Origin of the sequence: Rahnella sp. R3(2024) (genome assembly GCF_042920125.1) — a bacterium.
GTDB lineage: Bacteria > Pseudomonadota > Gammaproteobacteria > Enterobacterales > Enterobacteriaceae > Rahnella > Rahnella rivi.
Genome location: NZ_JBHGBU010000001.1, coordinates 3,150,346 through 3,168,857, shown reverse-complemented (window position 1 = coordinate 3,168,857; position 18,512 = coordinate 3,150,346). Strand labels below are relative to the sequence as shown.

The following is an 18,512-nucleotide window of genomic DNA, read 5'->3' as shown; positions in this document are numbered from 1 at the left end:
AATGAATACGGAATATAGCATTAGCGAAATTAAAAGTAGTATATATGAATGTATCAAGAAAGGCGCCTCAGCTCCTGAGATAATGTCATTACTATTTTTAGGCAATCAATTTGTCAGTAAAGAGTCTGCTTTGTGGGACTATAAATATGAACTTGAAAATGATGATGCATCTCTCTCAAAAGTGATAAAGCAGATAAGTAGCTTTTACAATAGCCATGGGGGATACCTTATCTATGGAGTCCAAGAGATAGTAAAAGATAAAAAATTCATACCTGTCTCGATTGATTTGGAGAAAATAAACATTGCACAGATACGGAGCCTATTGAGTAACTATCTGGATAAAACTGTTGATTTTTCTTATACTGAAACAACAATTTCAATTGGAAGTAATGAGTTCAATATTGGAGTCATCCATATTCCTAAAAGGGATAAAGAGGATAGATCTCCAGCTAAAATGATAAAAAATTCAAAGAACAATCAATCCACACCGGATAAAAAATTAATTTTTAATGAGAATGATGTTTATTTTAGAAAACTCGATGAATGTAAAAAAGCAGTATACTCTGAGGATTGGCAGTTTTTGTTCTCTAGTAGGGAACTAACTCTATTAAAAACCAAGCAAATAAATATAACTATAGATCATAACCTCCCAGACAAAAAAATGATTTTCTCAGACTTCGTCGGAAGAAAGGATACTCTTTCCCAACTATGGGAATGGTTATCCGATCCATTTGAATACACAAAAATACTAGCTGGTGATGGTGGCAAAGGTAAAACATCCATCGCTTATAGATTTTGCCAAGACTTCTTAGAATCAACACCTATTGGTTTTGAACGAATAGTATGGTTAAGTGCCAAGGATAAACAATTCTCTGGTATAGATGATAGCTTTTACGAATTAAGGCAAGTGGATTTTTCAGATTATAATAGCTTTTTATTAGCTCTTGCAGAGTATTGTGCACTTGATACAGATGAGCTCGAATCAACTTCGATTCAGAATATAAAAATAAAACTTAGAAGTGCTTTACCAATATTCCCCAGCCTGATAATAGTCGATAACGTTGACTCTCTTGAGCAAAAAGAACAATTACAAATTGTTGATGCTTGCAGACAGTTCGGTCAAAATAACATTCGATTTTTGATCACAACACGCAACAGATTTTCTTACTCAGACGATTCATGCATTGAAATTCGAGGCCTTGAAAAAGATGATTATGAAGAGTTTTTGGATTCAAATGTTATAAAATACAATCTCCAAAAACCTACAAATAGACAAGCACAAAACATATATTCCGCTACTGATGGTTCACCTTTACTAACTCAATCTATTCTTAGACTGTGTAGGCTTGGAGATAGTTTTGATTCCGCCGTTACTGAATGGAAAGGACAGGCTGGTGAAGATGCACGAAGCGCAGCCTTACAAAGAGAAATAATGGGGTTAAGTTTTGATTCCAAGAGAGTTATATTATGCATCTTCTACTTTGATAGCTGTTCTAAAACTGAATTACAGCAAGCATGTGGATTTGGCAAGTTAAGATTAAATGATGTACTTATGGAACTTCATTCTTTGTTTCTCGTGAATGCACCAAAATTCATTGACAATGAAGATAGATTTTCCATTTCAACAACAACAAAATTAATTATAAAAGGAATTCAAGAAAAACTAGCAACTGACCATGCCAAACTAAAATCAAATATTCAAAAATCAAGACTTGGTCTAAATACTACTGGTAAGAAAGGGAATACTAAACGTATTGGATTAGCAATTAGCCAAGCAATCGCACTTATGAAAGAAGATAGAGAACCCGAAGCGATAAAAACTATTACCACAGAACTGCAAAGGCAACCTCAGAACTCTGACTTATTACTAGCACATGCTAGATGCATTATTCAATCGAGGAAACCAGATTATGAAGAGGCAAGAAAAATATTAAGAAGCGCCTACGATAATGGTCAAGATAAAGAAATGCTTTTTGATTTTTGGTATAACTGTGAAAATATCTTAGGATCAACAGCTGGTGAAATTGAGGTTTCAAAAATCGCTCTAAGTATAGATAAATTCAAAATATACAAATGGTCTTATTATTTAGCTAAAAGTTTAGTTTTTCGGTCATCACTTCGCACTGGCGTTGATAAAATAACTGATTTAACTGATGCAAGCATCTATTTATCAAAAGCTATAAAAGACCCACAAAATAAAAATAAAGACGAGCACAAATCAGAATCAAATGAGATACACAATCTTATTTGGAAGAATTTAGAAAATGACATGTCAATTAGCTGGGTTCAGTCTTATAACTTCATGATGGAATTAGTAGATCATGGCGACATCAGGGCATTTATATTCAAAAATGCTCACAGGTGCATTCTTGAGGCTGAAAGTGAAGCTAAAACACAAAGAGCTAAGTTGCAAGTCATAAAACTAAAAGATAGATTTAACAAATCTATAAAATCACTTAGAAAACCCAATGCATCCTTGAAAGATTTATCTTTCGAGATTAATGAGTGAATCAATAGAAGTTCGAATGGCGCGTCTGTTTATTTTTATTAAACTTTCGCGCTAACAATCTAGCCTATAAAAAAGATTAATATAAACACTTCAAGACCGGGACATTTATTCAAAAAGCATGAAGGTATAATACTTTAACAATTTGATGGGTGTTATAAACACTTTTTACTTGTCTGCACGCAATACTCCCACTCCAATCCCTTCTACTTTTAGTTAAACATTAACCCCATTAAACACCTGCGCGCGCAATTATCCCCGCCTGCCCGCTGCTGACTTAGCTCACTGGTTTTGATGCATGAAGAAAAGTCTCTGAAAGCCAGTATAGCAAGGGTTTTGAGCCATTTAGAGCATTCCAGATTGCATGCAAAACCATGCATCCTATGCATGCAGAGCTCACAAGGACGGGCTAGCCAGAGAAAAAACTGTCAGGAGGGACGGCTTTGCACCGAATTAACGAAAAATGCCGTCTTATTTCTAAGCGGCATTTGAGATTATTTTTTGGGGGGTTGAGACAAGCCGAAATTTATATTTTCTGCTTTAGACTTTCTCTTTTAACGATTTTACTGACACTTTCATTTGTTTTAAATGCACATGAGCATGCCAACCTGGTGCACTGATAATAAGACTCCTTTGTCTGTTCGGTGATATAACGGCTTGTGCGAATGTGAGAAACAGAGCTGCAAAGCGGGCAGCGCATCATTTGCTGTTACTCCTTGTTTGAATCGACTCTCTTGGAGAGTTTTTGTGCCAGTAATTGCCTTTTTATCGGGCTTTGCAATAGCTTCATATCGACACCAGGCAGCGCAGGAGAATGCATCCCGATTTTCTCCAACATAGGTTCTGCATCCATGTTGAACTGACCGATGTGTGCCGCACCGACTAACGCGTTGCCAATTTCAACGCTGATAATTTTGGCGGGCTCTACATAATGACCGGATTGTGTTTCCTGATAACTTACGGTGGATAACGCCAGAAGTTTAAGTTTTACAGCACGCACAAGCGCCGGACTGAGATGGTTGATGGCCATACGCCACTGTGTATCAGCATAGGCATTCAGTGCTCTGCGGTGGGCGCTAATCAACGCTCCACCAGCATTAGCACAATGCAACATCGCCGACTGTTTCTCGACATTCAATTCTTCAATCAGGTCATCGAACTCTTTAACTAATCCCTGCTGAATAGCCCGCTGACTGTGCGCGTTCTTGAGTTCGTCAGTCATAACCCCGCGTGACTTGCGAAAACGCGAACGCCAGCTCTCTTCGTTCTCTTTGATTTCGCTGTTCGCCGTTTCTTTTTCCTGGGCGCATCGCGCAATCGAACTTTCAATTTCATCAAGTGCCTGCTTTTTCTCCGCAAACGCCACTTTGGCCTGCTCAAAGTGTTGGATAGCACCTTCCGCGTTTCCTGATGATGGTTTTTCGTTGTGACCGGCTTTGACCTGAAGAAAGTCCTGGATAACGGCTTCGACGATTTTGGTTGAATCGGGTTTCATGGCATACCTCAGCAATGTGTTGTCAATGTGAGGATATTGTGGGGAGGCTGGCACAACATTTCTATCTGATAGCGTTTGCTCAGCGCTGGTACAACGGAGTGAAACGTAAGCCAGGAAAGTGGAGAGGGTTTATATTTCTATAAATACTATTCACCACTGTTCACTCTAAAATAAAATTTCATTAAATCATTAAGTTAATCAGTGAACACCTTACCTAAAGGTATTCACTCACTGTTCACTACTATTCACTGTCTTCAAACGCCTTTTTCTGGCTAGCCCAAAATAAATGGATGTTTATACCTATTAATAATTTCATTTCAATCGTTAGAATGGCTTTCTATGTATTCATTAAATAACCCATCAAGCAGCAATGGCATTAGTTGGCACTAATTGGCATTAATTGGCATTTCGTCGGGTGTCACCAGATAAAAATCATGCACTCTCCTTCAAAGTTTTTGGCGGCAACCACTTGTTGCTAAAAGCAAAAATATTCTCACAATAGGGGGCTCCTTAACGAAACAGCCGGTACTGGACGTGTCCAGCCGGATACAAATATGAGGTAGCACCATGCTCTCCGCCGCTCAAAATACGTCCCCTTCCTCTGCCCCTGTGATGCCACCGGCGTACCCGCGCGATCGCTTTATGCGACTGCCGGAAGTGATCCACACTACCGGCCTCTCCCGCTCCACCCTTTACGACTTAATCAGTCGTCAGCAATTTCCCGCCCAGATTTCTCTCGGCGGCAAGAACGTGGCCTGGCTGGCTTCCGAAATAGAGGGCTGGATGAATGACCGCATCGCCGCACGCGCTCAGGAGACCATGCAATGATTTCTCTGTCTGTCGGTCATCATAATATCCAGCTCAATATACAAGAGGCGGCCTATCTGGCTGAAGGCCTGATGGCTGCCGCCTGCGGCAGAAAAAATTCCTTGCCTGCATTTACCAGCATTACCCTGGGCGTGTTATCCGTAACAGCCGAAAACGTTAGTTCAGGGGATGATTCACACTTCCGATCAAATCCGCAGCAGTCCGATCAAGTCCTGACCGATTGCTAAGGAGAAACGGCCAATGCTTCAAAAAAGGCTTTTCTCTGGCGAGCCCCTGCTCTATAGTTTTTGTGCTGCCGCAAAATCGGCAGCCGGGCGTGGAAACCCGAGTTACTTATTGGCGACACAACACGCGCCTGGCGTGTTTTTTTATGTCGATGCCTTAGCGCACCTGTTATTTGCTCAGTGGTTACTTAACCGCTGTGCTTATCAAGCAATGGTGGCTCAGGTGGGGCTGACCTCGGTCAGGCCGGTTTCCAATAAGGCCGGTATTTCCACCCCCGTCTGGGCTACCACCCATAAGCGTGGAAACTTCGGTGGTAGCAATAACCAATACTTATTGGAGGCTGCCACCATGGCTACAACCCTCACCACCCCACATCCTAAATTTACGTTCCTGTTCGCCGCCGTGCGCCGTGCTGAACCTAAAGCGCCGGTTTGTATGCTTCGTTACGCCGCCGACAATGAACATTCTGCCCGTCGCCAGTTTGCCCGTGACTATGTGCTGTGCTTTGCCGGTCGCCTGCCCGCTCAGGAGGCCGCATGAACAAGCTCGCTTCCTTCTATTTCCCCAACACCCATTATCCTATCCCGCATGCTGATTTCCTGCGCCTGCAACATGCGCACAACGTCGGCATATTGTTCCTCGACATGCTTGATACGCAGGACTCATTAGGGCACGTGCCCAGCGGGGATCAGCTGAATTCCATGGCCTCTGTGGTTGCAATGCTCACAGATCAGCTCGGCAAAGTAGTAGATACCTGCGAAACCGTCATAAAAACGCAAATGGAGGATGTCTACGAATGAATATGACTCAGCAATCCTGCCTGCCGGTTGAAGTGCTCACCGCCCTCTACCGGCGCGCCCTGGCACAGGCCTACCTCGACGCCTGTACCGCCTATGGCGTTGAAACCGGCTACACGCTTGATGAATTGCAAATGACCATCGCGAAGGAAGTCGAAAGCTACTACGTCCGTCAGCACGGTACAAAGCTGGGTATGGACATCGCCTGCGCAATGCTCCGCGACATGGTGCAGCCCGATATTCTGGTGGCAAAGCCCCGCCTGACACCGCTGGGAGAATCCATGATGGATGAACTGTTCCGGCCTTTTCTTCACACCACTCCTGAAACCACGCTGCACTGACAGAGGCGCATATGACACAAATGATTGTAAAAAACACCGTGAGCGCCGCGACAGGGCGCTGGCCTCAGCTTCTGCCCGCGCTGGGTATAAACGTTCCCCCTCACGGGCATCATTCAGCCTGCCCCGTTTGCGGGGGGAAAGACCGCTTTCGCTTCGATAATCAGGCAGGAAGAGGAACCTGGATATGTAACCACTGCGGTGCCGGTGACGGATTAAATCTGGTTGCGAAAACGCTGGATATCACCACGAAAGAGGCCGCCGTGAAGGTGGCTGAAATTCTGGGAGAGACTCAGCCTCTTGCGGTTCATCACGACGAGGCCGCAGTACAGCAGCAAAAAGACGATGCCCGCCAGAAGGCAGCCGTGCAGGCGAAAATGTTGGAGAATGCCGCCCGCAAAGCGGCAGGCAGTGCCTATCTGGAGAAAAAAGGCTGGGCGGATAAGGAGGCACTGACCTTACAGGGCAACGGCCTGCGCGTGGGCGGCGTAGATTTCGCGGCGGGTGACCTGGTCATTCCGCTTTATGATTTGTCAGGCAACCTGGTCAACGCCCAGCTCATTAACGGATCGGGAGCTAAACGCATGCTTGCGGGTGGACAGGTTACCGGCACCGCTCATCATTTTGAAGGGAAAGACAACGCCGTTATCTGGGTGGCAGAAGGTTATGCAACCGGTATGACAATACATGCGCTGACGGGCGAAACCGTGTATGTGGCACTGAGTGCCAATAACTTCCCTCATCTGGCTGTGTGCCTTCGGGAGAAATACCCTGATGCCGTGCTGATTATGGCGGCAGATAATGATGAGAACGGCACAGGACAGAAGAAAGCGAAAGAAGCCGCAAATCTGGTCAGTGGGAAGGTTGCGCTCCCCTTAATCGCCGGTGACTGGAACGATGTATATATGCAGCAAGGTCGTGACAAAGCGCTAGAACAGCTCCGCGCTTTTACTCAGCAATCTCCTAAGAGCCCCTTTGAAACGGTCAGTGATGCCGATCTCAAGGCCATGAGCCAGAGTGAGAAGTGTGAACTGCTGATAGTCCATTATGAACACAGTCTGGCTATGCCGCCGGTGGGGGAAGATCTTTGCCGCTATGAGAATGGGGCTTGGCAGGTATTGCCGCACAGGATCCTCAGCCGTGAAATTGCCGCTCTATTTCAGAAAGCACAAGCGCCTTTTTCAGCGCCCCTCATTAGCGGCATGATCGAAACCCTAAAGCTCATGGTGCCTGAAATGAGCAAGCCCGCACGTCACTTAATTGGTTTTCGCAATGGCGTTTTTGACACCCGCACCGGAATTTTTAGCTCTCACCGCAAAGATAACTGGTTGCGTACCGTCAACAGTGTGGATTATTCGCAGGCCAAGCCTGGGGAAAATCTTGCCGAGCATGCTCCTCACTTCTGGCAATGGCTAACGCGGGCGGCAAACCAGCAAAGCGAAAAGCAAGAACGCATTCTCGCGGCGCTTTTCATGGTTCTGGCAAACCGGTATGACTGGCAATTGTTCCTTGAGGTGACAGGACCAGGCGGCAGTGGTAAAAGCGTCATGGCAGCCATAGCACGCATGCTTGCAGGGAATGACAATACCACTTCTGCCAGCATCGAAACGCTGGAGTCTTCCCGCGAACGGGCTTCCCTGGTGGGATATTCGCTGATTATCTTACCCGACCAGGAGAAATGGAGCGGTGACGGCGCAGGAATTAAAGCGATCACTGGCGGCGATGCAGTAGCGATTGACCCGAAATACCGTGATGCTTATTCAGCACATATTCCGGCGGTGATCCTTGCGGTGAACAACAACCCGATGCAGTTCAGTGACCGAAGCGGCGGTGTATCGCGCAGGCGAGTGATCATCACGTTCCCCGAGGTGATACAGGCCAATGAACGAGACCCACAGCTGATAGAGAAAATAGGTCAGGAGCTGGCCGTCATTGTTCGCCACCTGATGCAACGCTTTGCCGTTCACAGGGACGCACGCGAGCTGTTACAGGCACAGCAGAATTCCGATGAAGCACTGGAGATAAAACGCAGTGCTGATCCGTTGGTGGATTTTTGCGGTTACCTGCTGGCAGTCAGTTCACCTAACGGCCTCTTTATCGGTAATGCGAATATTCATCCGTCGAATCCACGTAGGTATCTTTACCATGCCTATTTATCATTTATGGAGGCACGGGGACATCAACGAACAATGAATCTGACTGCCTTTGGTCGGGCTGTACCGCAAACGCTGAAAGAGTATGAAATTGAATTCTTGAAGAAAAAGACCAATCAGGGTGTGCAAACCAATCTGATCTTAAGTGAAGACTGCGAAGTGGATTGGCTGCCTAAGTGCGAAACACCTTAAACGTTCACATGAAAACCGGCTCCAGCCGGTTTTTTCATATAGGAAACACCTACTGAACACTTAAAAGTGATTAGTTATGGACAGTTAAGGATAATCTAACCACCACCTAAAAACTTGAAAAATAACATTTAAATCAAAAAAGTGAACAGTGTGAACACTTTTTCAAACAATCATTTTTTTATTTCTAGATTTAGATTCTGATCATTGTTTGATCACTTAACCTTATGTAGGTTACATTAAAAAAAATCAACTAACAAAGCAGGAAGATTCTTATGGACGGAATTGATAAGCTGCAAATAAAGCCCTTTCTTTCAATCCTTTTAGGTTCAAGCCAAGCAACTACTGATGCTGGAGAAATTCATGCAGCCATAGCAGAAATCATTGAGAAAGAGGGCCGTAAAGAGCAAATTGTAGAAATGCACCCTACAAAACACGACGATGCGGGTGAATCTTTAATCTATTATTCTCATTATGAAGTTTTAAAAAATCCTAGCTGGTTCGCAGGGAATAACTTAACTGATGTTGAGAATCACATATTCATAACTTTCAATCTTAACAATACATTTGCTTTTTACATGTCTGAAAAAGGTATGAAAGATGAGGTAAGAACATATTTTTTCACTTCGCGATTACCAGATATAAAAGTAATTAATATTAGCCATCTAAATTATCTTTTTATTAATGAAGATAAAATAAAAATGCTATGGCTTCTAGGAATACATGGCAGAGAAAGTTTTAAAGCCGATTCAAAAGTTTTAGGTGGAGAAAGTGTCGCCGAGACTTTAAACCCTCTTGAAGACCAATCTTTCACTATGTCAGCAGTTCGTACGTCACTTGAAGGGACAGAGACAACAATTGGCCTAAATCCATACAAATCCTCTTTATGGAGAGGACCATGTAAAGATTGGGAGACATTTGAAAACAGAGTGCTTGAGATAATAGATAAAATAGACAAAAACAAAGACGAGGTTGAAAATCCAATAAGCATTCTAGCCACACCTGTTGCTGATATGAAAGGAATACAAGGAATTTATGACTTGTCATTCTTAGAGCCAGAATTTTATAGCCATGGATTGAGCGAGAGCAAAATTGACAGGCTACGTAAAATTCATAGTGATTTCACTTATAAAATAATGGACACTCTTAACTCCCCACTAATAAAACTAGAAGTATCAAAATACAAAGAAAATATTGGAGATATAATCATACTTCCCAAAGTCAACGATTATGAAATCCAATTTGAATTAATAGAGGTACACCCTAAACGAGGCGCGAGTAAAGAGCTGGAGTATTTCTACAATGTTTTTAAGTATCCAGAACTAATAAAATGCTGGTATGAATCTGGCCATGCTATTGTTAATAGTAGAGCATTCAAAACAGAATATCGAGATGTTTCCTATAATAAATTCATCTGGGCGGATTTTGAGGATTTTGATATATTAAAAGAAAAACCTGAACTCGATGGTAACGTTGCACTTGATAAAATAGGTTGTCAAAAATCACTCTTTTGCTGGATTAAGCATCATTGGAGTGGACTTTGGGATTCTGGTGAAAATTTTCTGACAACAGACAGACCAACTGGCTGGCTTTTTTGTGACGATGGTGCAGGGGAAAAAGCTGATTTTATACATATTGATCAACACAATGATAAAACTTACATTTCTCTAATTCACATAAAAGCCGCCAATACTAATAGCACTGACAGAAGAATTTCAGTCGGAGCGCACGACATTGTACTAAACCAAGCAATTAAAAACCTTAGATATATTAATAGAAAAAAATTAGCTACAGACTTAAAAGAACGTGCCGATAAAGCAGAATCCAAGTATTGCTGGAAAGATAATATAACTAGTGAGCATAGTTTATTTATAGATGCGATAGAATCAATTGAGCGAGAAAGCAAGATTCAATTTAGAGTAATAATTGTACAACCTCACACAATGAAAAGTTACTACACTAAAAACGCCCAATCAAACATCAAAAAGCAATTAGACGTCCTCTTAGTAAGCGCTGAATCAGCAATAAGAGCATCTGGAGCCGAATTTTATATAATCGGTCATGATGATACTAGTCGCAAATCGGTTAAGATAACCTAATGAAACAAAGCTGAATGATAAGATTGGTATACGTTTAGGTATACACCAAAAACCTGAATTCATAATTAACCATTTAAAACATTAAGTTAGCTTTTTATCTCAACTTCCCCCAGCCCACCAAACAAGGTTTCGGTTATTACCAGATAAGACCGTTACCGCAAAGAAAGCCGCAGCCCGCAAGGGTTTGCGGCTTTTTTATTGCCCGTTATCAAACCGCATTTGTGTACCTCTTACGCCCCAAAAAATTTCATTGATCTATCTCCCCGGCTAATTTAGAATTTACTTAAATTAGTAAACTCTAAATTAAAAAATGAAAAATACCGAAATCCGTTTTCTGCAAGAAGGCGCGGCTCAGGCGGCGCAACTTCTTAAGTCCATGAGTAACACCAATCGATTAATGATTCTTTGCATGCTCATTGACTCGCCAGGCACTTCTGCGGGCGATCTGAGCAGGCTGACCGGGTTGAGTCCTTCCGCGACCTCCCAGCATCTGGCAAGGATGAAGGAAGAGGATTTGATTGAATGTTCCAGAGATGAGCAAAGAAGGAATTACTTCATCAAAAATGAATCGATTCGAAAAGTTATCGCAACGTTAAAGGACATTTACTGCCCTGAGGATGTGAAATGATCGTGAAGACCGTAAGTCCATCTGAAGCACAAGAGCTTATGAACAATGGCAGCACATTGATCGATATCCGTGAACCTGCAGAATTTTTGCGTGAACACGTTCCCGGAGCACACTCTTTCCCGCTGTCTGACATCGTATTGGGAAAAAGCATTAAAAATCTTCCGATACAACATCCGGTCATTTTTCACTGTTTAGCAGGATCCCGGACAACTCAAAATGCCGAGGCACTTGTCAGAGCTGCGGCACCCGTCCCCGTACTGTTGCTTTCAGGAGGAATTAACGCCTGGAAAAGCGCAAATCTTCCAACCGTAGAGGATAAAAAACAGCCGCTTCCGATCATGCGACAAGTTCAAATCGCAGCCGGAACGCTTATCCTTATCGGGATCCTGATGGGATACACAATCGATACAAGCTTATTTCTTTTGTCCGGATTCATCGGTGCGGGCCTTCTTTTTGCGGGTATCAGCGGCTGGTGTGGAATGGCGATCCTGCTTTCCAACATGCCGTGGAACAAGATTAAAAAATAAGTATGGGGTTTTTAAAAAGCCGCAGCCCGTGAGATGTGCGGCTTTCTGTGCAGTTATTGCCAGTAATTCTTTTTACATCTGTCCTTCGTTGCGGAAGAAGCAGATTGGCAGAGCATTTACTGTGCTTCTAAATAGTGCTTGAGCGTCATTCGCAAATCTGGCGTTAATTCTTTGATGTTATTAAGCATCCAGCGCAAATATGCCGGATCATCTTGCGCGATTTCCTCAATTTTTTTACCACGATACTTACCGAACATCATTGTGCTCACCAGCGCAGGACGCCCGGTGATCGTCACCATCTGTTCAGGTGTCCAGCCTGACTCATCCATAATCCGAATCAATAACGCCGCCGTGATATAGCAGTCAAAAAGCGCACGGTGATGATGAAGCTCCGCAGGCGTTTCCACTTGCAGCTTGAGGGATTTGTATAACCCCATGTTGCTGTACTTGATGCCGGGCCATAAACGTCGCGCAAGTTTGACAGTACAAATCCATTCACCTGACATCTCAGGGAGCATACGCTGGTCAAAGCTGGCGTTATGGGCAACATAATATGGGCTGCCGTGGTAACGAGGAATGATGTCCTCTATCCAGGGTTTATCGGCCACCATGGCTTCAGTTATTTTATGAATTGCCATCGCCTGATAGCTAATAGGACGGTCGGGACGCACCAGATCGCTCATCGGATTGACGATCTGTCCATCTACGATATCGACAGAAGCAACTTCAACCACACCACCTTGCAATCCACAGGTTTCCGTATCGATAACGCGCAACATATTCCACTCCAGATGACCAGCAAACGCCGACTAAAAATGTAAGCGTAAAGGAATGAACTCACTCTGCCAACCGCTGAATCATTGAAAAGTAAACCGTGGCCATCGTTCACTGCTAAATCCAGGAACGACCGCACAGAAACAACGCGCCGACCACCCTTTCCTGAATTTATCTCTCAAATTAATCTGCCTGCTACTGCAACGACTCACATTGTTTTCGATACTCAACGCAGCGTCTGAAACTGCCCGTTCCCCAGATTCTCCGGGTGGATTACATTCATCACCAGGAAGACGTCTGCAACCTGAAAGGAGTTAAACAAGAATGAGGTCTATCGCTGTGTCTCTGAGAGCCTTTTGGGCCTCATCGCTGATATCCGTGTCCGTAATGATGGTGTCGATTTTTTCCATCGGCAGCACCAGGTTATACCCGCGACGACCAAATTTAGTGGAATCGGTGACGACGACAACGCGCTGAGCGGCATCGGCCATAATCCCGCTGATGCTGTAGCCCTCATTAAACGTCGTGATTCCGGTCGCCGCATCCAGACCATCGGCTCCCACGAACATCAGGTTAGCCACGATGCCCTGCAAGGCATACTCCGTGATATTGCCATGCAATGAACGCGTTTTGTGCCTCAGTGTTCCGCCACAAACAACCAGCGTGATATCCGGGTTCTCAGACAATACAAAAGCCGCCGGTAAGTTATTAGTAATGACCGTGATATCGCCGGATTTCACCAGTTCCTCAGCCAGCAACATAGTGGTGCTGCCGCTATCAAGGATCACCGTATCGCCGGGCTTCACCATGCCTGCCGCAGCCTGCGCAATGCGCTTTTTAGGATCGCTGGCCTGAAGATAACGCTCTTCGAGAATCAATTCGTCCTGCGGCTTATCCTGCCCGTCACTTGCCTTGTCTTCACGCTTTGCCGCGCCGCCATGAAACCGGGTGAGTTCGCCTTTTTGACCCAGCAGGGTCAGATCCGCACGAACAGTCACCTCAGACACACCGAAAGCATTCGAAAGCTCAGCAACCTGAACGGTGCCTTTCTGATTCACTAATTCAACAATTTTATTGCGACGATCGTAAGTATTCATCCTGTTTAGTCCAAAACGTCCTATTTCGCACAGTGTAAACAAAAGATATCGAAGTGAGGATAAAAAATTAACGGGGATGTGAAATACAGCACGCTTAGCTTGCCGCCGGCCTCGCCAGAAAGCATCCCCCTCTCTCGCCACTCAATCCAAAATGAAAGAAAACGAATGAAATGACTTACGAAATATTACGATCATCATCACGAAACACAAACAACGCTATTGTTAGACTTTCGAAAAGACACGAATATCTTCGAAAACAAACGGAGGAAAAATGAAAGAAATAATCAGGAAGCATAAGAGTGGCGAAAGTATCGGGATATGCTCAGTCTGCTCAGCTCATCCTTTAGTGATCGAGGCCGCGCTAAGAGAAGATCTGCACAGTGAATGTAAGGTGCTGATTGAAGCTACATCTAATCAGGTTAATCAGTACGGCGGTTACACCGGTATGCTGCCGATTGATTTTCGCGATTTCGTTCTCGCAATAGCGGAGAAATTGGGGTTTCCGGTTCAGCGTCTTATTTTGGGAGGTGACCATCTCGGGCCAAACTGCTGGCAGAGTGAAAATGCTGAAAGTGCAATGAGCAAAGCGGAAGTCCTGATCGCACGGTACGTCGAAGCCGGATTCAGCAAGATCCATCTCGATGCCTCGATGTCCTGTGCGGACGATCCTGTCCCGCTTGATCCTCTCGTTGTGGCTCAGCGCGCAGCCCGTTTATGCAAGGTCGCGGAAAAAGTCGCGACACCACAGCAGAAACAGGTGCTGACGTACGTTATCGGGACAGAAGTTCCGGTACCCGGTGGCGAAGCGTCCGCTATCAAGCATGTTCATGTGACCGAAGCCAAAGATGCCAAAGCGACGCTGGATATGCACTATCAGGCATTCCGTGAAGCAGGGCTGGAAAGCGCCATTGATCGGATTATCGCCGTCGTAGTTCAGCCAGGAGTTGAATTTGACCATAGCCGGGTGATCCATTATCAGCCCACTCTGGCAGAGGATTTATCAGCTTTTATCGATGACACCCCGCTGGTTTATGAAGCGCACTCTACCGATTACCAGACCCGTGATTCATACCGACATCTGGTAAAAGACCATTACGCGATCCTCAAAGTGGGTCCGGCACTGACGTTCGCGCTGCGTGAGGCTGTATTCGCGCTGGCCAATATCGAACAAGTCCTGGTTGCGCCTGAATCCCGCAGCCAGATCCTCACAGTGATCGACGGCGTGATGCTTGATGAGCCTGGCTACTGGAAGAAGTATTACAATCCGACGTTCAGCCTGTCACTTATCGACCTGCACTTCAGCCTTTCCGACCGCATTCGCTACTACTGGCCACACGCCCGTATTAATCGCGCGATGGAAGTCCTGATCGGCAATCTCCAGTCACTTGATATCCCGCTTGGTTTACTGAGTCAGTACCTGCCAGCTCAGTTCGAACGGGTGATGTCCGGTGAACTTGCCAGCCATCCTCATGAACTGATCATCGACAAAATCCAGGATGTATTACGTGCCTATCACTTCGGCTGCACGCCACAAGTGACGGCCTGTGGAGAATGCAACCATGCATAACTGCCGGGTGTTTGTAAAAACAGGCATCGCCTTCGAGGATTACCACGAAGCACTGACGCACATCGGTGAATCTATGGTGCATGCGGGCGTTGTACAAACCAGCTATCCGCAGGCGTTATTGATTCGTGAAGCGGAATTTCCAACCGGTATTCAGCTCGAACACCATGCGGTGGCTATTCCGCATTGCGAAGCCATGCACGCCCGAACCCCGTCCATTTATCTGATCCGTCCGGACGCACCAGTGGAGTTTTTCCAGGCTGATGATGAAGGCACTGTCGCGGCTTCGCTGATTATTGCGTTGATCGTCACCCATCCCTCTGAGCAGTTGGTGTTATTGCGCAAATTATTCAGCCAGCTGCAGGAACCTACGTTTTACGAAAGCCTGCTCACTGTGCCTGAAGACCAGCTGGCAGAACTGTTCAAACAACACGTTTTTGTCCCGGCGCAGGAGAAAGCTGCCGCCGTGTAAACCTGAATCCCCTGTACCCAAAGCCTTACAAAAAAATAACACCAAAAAACAGACCATCAAGGAGCCTTACCGTGAAACGAAAAATTATTGTTGCCTGTGGCGGAGCCGTTGCCACCTCAACCTTGGCGGCAGAAGAAATCAAAGAGTTATGCGAAGCACACGGCATCAAAGTGGATCTCGTGCAGTGCCGCGTGACGGAAATTGAAACCTACATGGACGGCGTCCACCTGATTTGTACCACGGCCAAAGTTGACCGCACGTTCGGCAGTATTCCCGTCGTACATGGCATGCCGTTTATTTCCGGCGTCGGTATGGAAGCTTTGCGCGAACAAATACTGACCCTGCTGCAGGAGTGAGCCATGTTTACCGAAATAATGCGCTACATCCTCGATCTCGGGCCAACCGTCATGTTGCCCGGCGTAATCATCATTTTCTCGCTGATATTAGGGATGAAATTAGGCGATTCGTTTAAATCTGCCATTCACATTGGCATTGGGTTTGTGGGTATCGGGCTGGTCATTGGTCTGATGCTGGATTCCATCGGGCCTGCAGCGAAAGCGATGGCTGAGCATTTTGAAATCAATTTACAAGTCGTGGATATCGGCTGGCCGGGATCGTCACCGATGACCTGGGCATCCCAAATTGCTCTGGTTGCTATTCCGATTGCTATCGGTGTGAACATCATTATGTTGCTGACCCGCATGACGCGCGTGGTCAACGTGGATATCTGGAACATCTGGCATATGACCTTCACCGGCGCAATGTTGCATCTCGCGACGGGCTCGTACTGGCTGGGGATCATGGGGGTGGTGGTTCATGCGGCGTTTATCTACAAGCTGGGTGACTGGTTTGCCAAAGATACGCGGGACTTCTTCAATCTCGAAGGTATCGCTATTCCTCACGGCTCCTCGGCCTATCTCGGCCCGATCGCCGTGCTGGTAGATACTCTCATTGATAAAATCCCAGGGCTGAACAAGATCCACTTCAGCGCAGATGATGTTCAGAAACGCTTTGGTCCGTTTGGCGAGCCGGTCACTGTCGGTTTTGTGATGGGCCTGATCATCGGTTATCTCGCCGGATATGACATCAAGGGCGTATTACAGCTGGCCGTTAAAACGGCGGCGGTTATGTTGCTGATGCCACGGGTGATCAAACCCATCATGGACGGTTTAACGCCGATTGCACGCCATGCCCGTACCCGCCTGCAGGCGCGCTTTGGAGGACAAGAGTTCCTGATTGGTCTGGATCCGGCGCTGTTACTCGGTCATACCGCCGTCGTCTCAGCCAGCCTGATCTTTATCCCGCTGACAATTTTGATCGCCGTGCTGGTTCCGGGAAATCAGGTGCTTCCGTTTGGGGACCTCGCCACCATCGGTTTCTTTGTCGCCATCGCCGTTGCTGTACATCAGGGCAACCTGTTCCGCACGCTGATCTCAGGCTGCATCATCATGAGCATCACGTTGTGGATTGCCACGCAAACTATCGATTTGCACACCCAGCTGGCTGCAAATGCCGGTGCGCTAAGCGCAGGCGGCAGAGTGGCGTCGATGGATCAGGGCGGGTCACCTGTCACCTATCTGTTGATTCAACTTTGCACACTGAAAAACGTTGCCGGGCTGAGCATCATCGGCACGCTTTATGCCATTGGAGTATTCCTCACATGGCGTCGTGCCAACAACTTCACCAAAACTGAAAAACTGGCCGCAGCTCAGGCTAACACGTAAATCTTCATCCGGCGGGGGAATTCCCCCGCCATAAGGAAATCGACTATGAAATCTGTCGTTGTAAATGCTGGCGGGGCGATGGCCGTGGAAGAACGCCCGATGCCTGTGCTGAACGCCCCGGATGATGTGCTGGTGCGCATTGCCTATTCCGGCCTCTGTGGATCCGACATTCCACGTATTTTCTCCCAGGGTGCACATTTTTATCCCATTACGCTGGGACATGAATTCAGCGGCCACGTGGTCAGTATCGGAAAAGATGTTGATGATATTCAGGAAGGTGATGCTGTGGCTTGCGTGCCGTTATTACCCTGTTTTAAGTGTGAAAAATGCCGTAAAGAGGCTTACTCACAGTGTAAGCACTATCAGTTTATTGGGTCACGCCGCGACGGCGGCCACGCAGAGTTTGTCGTGGTTTCCCGTAAAAATTTATTCCGGCTTCCCGAAAGTTCTTCACTTATTCAGGGCGCATTTTTGGAGCCCATTACCGTCGGCCTGCACGCATTAAAACTCGCGGGGGGATGTGAGGGTAAAGAGGTGATCGTGATTGGAGCGGGTACTATTGGCCAGTTGATCATCCAGGCGGCTGCGGCATCAGGCGCAAAATCCGTGACAGCGATTGATATCAATCAGCAACGCCTGGATCTGGCACTGAGAACCGGTGCCAGCCATGCCTGCAACAGCGCTGAAATGAATGCTGAAGAAATCCGTCAGCATAACCACGAACGTCGCTTTGACCAGTTGATCATTGAAACCGCCGGTACCCCGCAGACCGTGGCACTCTCGCTGGATATAGCCGGGCCCAAAGCGCAGGTCGTTCTGGTCGGTACCTTGCATAAGGAACTGACGCTTAACGTCGCCACCTTCAGCCATATCCTGCGCAAAGAGCTGACGTTGCTGGGCAGTTGGATGAATTACTCTGCGCCGTGGCCAGGCAGTGAATGGCAGCAGGCAACGCAGCTGTTTGCCGAAAACAAATTGAACCTTGAGCCGCTTATCGCGAGCGTTGGCAATCCGCAGGAGTTCGTTGCGGATGTGACTGCGCTGGCGGGCAAACCCATGACCGGAAAAATTCTGCTGGATATGACAGGGAGCTGAA

General features: G+C 46.2%; 19 protein-coding genes. 15 read left to right on the top strand and 4 right to left on the bottom strand.

Annotated features, from left to right (window positions below; genetic code table 11):
* Position 1 precedes the first annotated feature (1 nt).
* Positions 2-2,509, top strand: a complete 2,508-nt coding sequence (locus ABSH60_RS14215) for an NB-ARC domain-containing protein (protein WP_390974486.1) — start codon at positions 2-4, stop codon at positions 2,507-2,509.
* Between the two features lie 523 nt (positions 2,510-3,032).
* Here the strand turns inward: ABSH60_RS14215 and ABSH60_RS14210 are convergent.
* Positions 3,033-3,206, bottom strand: coding sequence for an ogr/Delta-like zinc finger family protein (locus tag ABSH60_RS14210; protein ID WP_390975771.1), 174 nt, complete (start codon positions 3,204-3,206; stop codon positions 3,033-3,035).
* 9 nt (positions 3,207-3,215) lie between these two features.
* Positions 3,216-4,001, bottom strand: a complete 786-nt coding sequence (locus ABSH60_RS14205) for a capsid protein (protein WP_390974484.1) — start codon at positions 3,999-4,001, stop codon at positions 3,216-3,218.
* Between the two features lie 567 nt (positions 4,002-4,568).
* Between ABSH60_RS14205 and ABSH60_RS14200 the strand changes: the two genes are divergently transcribed.
* The 9 genes from ABSH60_RS14200 to ABSH60_RS14160 all read left to right on the top strand — a co-directional run bounded on the left by ABSH60_RS14200 (position 4,569) and on the right by ABSH60_RS14160 (position 11,785).
* Entirely contained in the window at positions 4,569-4,829 is a 261-nt protein-coding gene (locus tag ABSH60_RS14200) for an AlpA family phage regulatory protein (protein WP_390974482.1), read from the top strand.
* Complete coding sequence (locus ABSH60_RS14195) at positions 4,826-5,056, top strand: hypothetical protein (protein ID WP_390974480.1); 231 nt, start codon at positions 4,826-4,828, stop codon at positions 5,054-5,056. The genes ABSH60_RS14200 and ABSH60_RS14195 overlap by 4 nt, the downstream gene beginning before the upstream one ends.
* 13 nt (positions 5,057-5,069) lie before the next feature.
* The gene (locus ABSH60_RS14190) at positions 5,070-5,594 is read left to right on the top strand and encodes a host cell division inhibitor Icd-like protein (protein WP_390974478.1); all 525 of its coding nucleotides are present in this window, start codon (positions 5,070-5,072) and stop codon (positions 5,592-5,594) included.
* Positions 5,591-5,854 carry a hypothetical protein gene (locus tag ABSH60_RS14185; RefSeq protein ID WP_390974476.1) on the top strand — a complete coding sequence of 88 codons (264 nt, stop codon included), beginning with the start codon at positions 5,591-5,593 and terminating at the stop codon, positions 5,852-5,854. The genes ABSH60_RS14190 and ABSH60_RS14185 overlap by 4 nt, the downstream gene beginning before the upstream one ends.
* Positions 5,851-6,192: a DUF5375 family protein gene (locus ABSH60_RS14180; RefSeq protein WP_390974474.1), complete on the top strand. Its 342-nt coding sequence runs from the start codon at positions 5,851-5,853 to the stop codon at positions 6,190-6,192. The genes ABSH60_RS14185 and ABSH60_RS14180 overlap by 4 nt, the downstream gene beginning before the upstream one ends.
* An 11-nt stretch (positions 6,193-6,203) precedes the next feature.
* Positions 6,204-8,534 (top strand): phage/plasmid primase, P4 family, encoded by a 2,331-nt coding sequence (locus tag ABSH60_RS14175; protein ID WP_390974472.1) that lies wholly within the window; start codon positions 6,204-6,206, stop codon positions 8,532-8,534.
* A gap of 272 nt (positions 8,535-8,806) precedes the next feature.
* The gene (locus tag ABSH60_RS14170) at positions 8,807-10,630 is read left to right on the top strand and encodes a hypothetical protein (RefSeq protein WP_390974470.1); all 1,824 of its coding nucleotides are present in this window, start codon (positions 8,807-8,809) and stop codon (positions 10,628-10,630) included.
* Between the two features lie 310 nt (positions 10,631-10,940).
* The gene (locus tag ABSH60_RS14165; RefSeq protein ID WP_183848751.1) at positions 10,941-11,258 is read left to right on the top strand and encodes a metalloregulator ArsR/SmtB family transcription factor; all 318 of its coding nucleotides are present in this window, start codon (positions 10,941-10,943) and stop codon (positions 11,256-11,258) included.
* Positions 11,255-11,785, top strand: coding sequence for a rhodanese-like domain-containing protein (locus ABSH60_RS14160; RefSeq protein ID WP_390974468.1), 531 nt, complete (start codon positions 11,255-11,257; stop codon positions 11,783-11,785). Before ABSH60_RS14165 ends, ABSH60_RS14160 begins: the two co-directional genes overlap by 4 nt.
* A 116-nt stretch (positions 11,786-11,901) precedes the next feature.
* Here ABSH60_RS14160 and exoX read toward each other — a convergent pair whose 3' ends face one another.
* Positions 11,902-12,564 (bottom strand): exodeoxyribonuclease X, encoded by a 663-nt coding sequence (exoX, locus tag ABSH60_RS14155; RefSeq protein WP_122096047.1) that lies wholly within the window; start codon positions 12,562-12,564, stop codon positions 11,902-11,904.
* A 309-nt stretch (positions 12,565-12,873) separates the two neighbouring features.
* The gene (locus ABSH60_RS14150) at positions 12,874-13,656 is read right to left on the bottom strand and encodes a DeoR/GlpR family DNA-binding transcription regulator (RefSeq protein WP_136376422.1); all 783 of its coding nucleotides are present in this window, start codon (positions 13,654-13,656) and stop codon (positions 12,874-12,876) included.
* Positions 13,657-13,927: 271 nt separating this feature from the next.
* Here ABSH60_RS14150 and gatZ point away from each other — a divergent pair, with 271 nt between their 5' ends.
* The 5 genes from gatZ (at position 13,928) to gatD (ending at position 18,511) form a co-directional block, all read left to right on the top strand.
* Entirely contained in the window at positions 13,928-15,223 is a 1,296-nt protein-coding gene (gene gatZ / locus ABSH60_RS14145) for a tagatose-bisphosphate aldolase subunit GatZ (RefSeq protein ID WP_390974465.1), read from the top strand.
* Positions 15,216-15,692, top strand: coding sequence for a PTS galactitol transporter subunit IIA (gene gatA, locus ABSH60_RS14140; RefSeq protein ID WP_390974464.1), 477 nt, complete (start codon positions 15,216-15,218; stop codon positions 15,690-15,692). Before gatZ ends, gatA begins: the two co-directional genes overlap by 8 nt.
* Positions 15,693-15,763: 71 nt before the next feature.
* A complete protein-coding gene (gatB, locus tag ABSH60_RS14135) occupies positions 15,764-16,048 on the top strand; it encodes a PTS galactitol transporter subunit IIB (RefSeq protein WP_390974462.1) in 285 nt (94 codons plus the stop codon).
* 3 nt (positions 16,049-16,051) lie between these two features.
* The gene (locus ABSH60_RS14130) at positions 16,052-17,416 is read left to right on the top strand and encodes a galactitol-specific PTS transporter subunit IIC (RefSeq protein WP_390974460.1); all 1,365 of its coding nucleotides are present in this window, start codon (positions 16,052-16,054) and stop codon (positions 17,414-17,416) included.
* A 45-nt stretch (positions 17,417-17,461) separates the two neighbouring features.
* Entirely contained in the window at positions 17,462-18,511 is a 1,050-nt protein-coding gene (gene gatD, locus ABSH60_RS14125) for a galactitol-1-phosphate 5-dehydrogenase (RefSeq protein ID WP_390974458.1), read from the top strand.
* Position 18,512: the final 1 nt, after the last annotated feature.

What these genes read in the sequence shown, in the direction of transcription:
- ABSH60_RS14215 (WP_390974486.1), top strand. Translation starts at nt 2, where the DNA reads ATGAATACGGAATATAGCATTAGCGAAATTAAAAGTAGTATATATGAA.
- ABSH60_RS14210 (WP_390975771.1), bottom strand. Translation starts at nt 3,206, where the DNA reads ATGCGCTGCCCGCTTTGCAGCTCTGTTTCTCACATTCGCACAAGCCGT.
- ABSH60_RS14205 (WP_390974484.1), bottom strand. Translation starts at nt 4,001, where the DNA reads ATGAAACCCGATTCAACCAAAATCGTCGAAGCCGTTATCCAGGACTTT.
- ABSH60_RS14200 (WP_390974482.1), top strand. Translation starts at nt 4,569, where the DNA reads ATGCTCTCCGCCGCTCAAAATACGTCCCCTTCCTCTGCCCCTGTGATG.
- ABSH60_RS14195 (WP_390974480.1), top strand. Translation starts at nt 4,826, where the DNA reads ATGATTTCTCTGTCTGTCGGTCATCATAATATCCAGCTCAATATACAA.
- ABSH60_RS14190 (WP_390974478.1), top strand. Translation starts at nt 5,070, where the DNA reads ATGCTTCAAAAAAGGCTTTTCTCTGGCGAGCCCCTGCTCTATAGTTTT.
- ABSH60_RS14185 (WP_390974476.1), top strand. Translation starts at nt 5,591, where the DNA reads ATGAACAAGCTCGCTTCCTTCTATTTCCCCAACACCCATTATCCTATC.
- ABSH60_RS14180 (WP_390974474.1), top strand. Translation starts at nt 5,851, where the DNA reads ATGAATATGACTCAGCAATCCTGCCTGCCGGTTGAAGTGCTCACCGCC.
- ABSH60_RS14175 (WP_390974472.1), top strand. Translation starts at nt 6,204, where the DNA reads ATGACACAAATGATTGTAAAAAACACCGTGAGCGCCGCGACAGGGCGC.
- ABSH60_RS14170 (WP_390974470.1), top strand. Translation starts at nt 8,807, where the DNA reads ATGGACGGAATTGATAAGCTGCAAATAAAGCCCTTTCTTTCAATCCTT.
- ABSH60_RS14165 (WP_183848751.1), top strand. Translation starts at nt 10,941, where the DNA reads ATGAAAAATACCGAAATCCGTTTTCTGCAAGAAGGCGCGGCTCAGGCG.
- ABSH60_RS14160 (WP_390974468.1), top strand. Translation starts at nt 11,255, where the DNA reads ATGATCGTGAAGACCGTAAGTCCATCTGAAGCACAAGAGCTTATGAAC.
- exoX (WP_122096047.1), bottom strand. Translation starts at nt 12,564, where the DNA reads ATGTTGCGCGTTATCGATACGGAAACCTGTGGATTGCAAGGTGGTGTG.
- ABSH60_RS14150 (WP_136376422.1), bottom strand. Translation starts at nt 13,656, where the DNA reads ATGAATACTTACGATCGTCGCAATAAAATTGTTGAATTAGTGAATCAG.
- gatZ (WP_390974465.1), top strand. Translation starts at nt 13,928, where the DNA reads ATGAAAGAAATAATCAGGAAGCATAAGAGTGGCGAAAGTATCGGGATA.
- gatA (WP_390974464.1), top strand. Translation starts at nt 15,216, where the DNA reads ATGCATAACTGCCGGGTGTTTGTAAAAACAGGCATCGCCTTCGAGGAT.
- ABSH60_RS14130 (WP_390974460.1), top strand. Translation starts at nt 16,052, where the DNA reads ATGTTTACCGAAATAATGCGCTACATCCTCGATCTCGGGCCAACCGTC.
- gatD (WP_390974458.1), top strand. Translation starts at nt 17,462, where the DNA reads ATGAAATCTGTCGTTGTAAATGCTGGCGGGGCGATGGCCGTGGAAGAA.